Source organism: Phyllobacterium phragmitis (assembly GCF_002980495.1).
Classification (GTDB): domain Bacteria; phylum Pseudomonadota; class Alphaproteobacteria; order Rhizobiales; family Rhizobiaceae; genus Paramesorhizobium; species Paramesorhizobium phragmitis.
In genome coordinates this window covers 1-233 of sequence record NZ_PVBR01000136.1, presented here as the reverse complement: position 1 = coordinate 233, position 233 = coordinate 1, and the positions used below count along the sequence as shown (strand labels likewise).

Genomic DNA, 233 nt, shown 5'->3' with positions numbered 1-233 from the left:
TCCGCGTCGCTCAGAACGACGACATCCGCTTGCCTGCCGACCATCAATCAAACTCCTGCTCCTTAGGACAGAAGCCCAACAAAATGATGCCTACTTTCGTTCCATGTGACTAGGGTCCGGACTCATTACATCCACCAAATGACGGCTGCGGCGAGTGCGATGGCGCTCATGAAGTTTTGGATATTGCGGTCGAAACGGGTCGCGATGCGCCGCCAGTCCTTCAAGCGGCAGAA

The 233-nt window shown here is 55.4% G+C and carries 1 pseudogene; it reads right to left on the bottom strand.

The window, feature by feature from the left end:
• Positions 1 to 125 precede the first annotated feature (125 nt).
• Positions 126 to 233, bottom strand: a pseudogene (locus tag C5748_RS29180) (IS5/IS1182 family transposase); the annotation flags it as partial.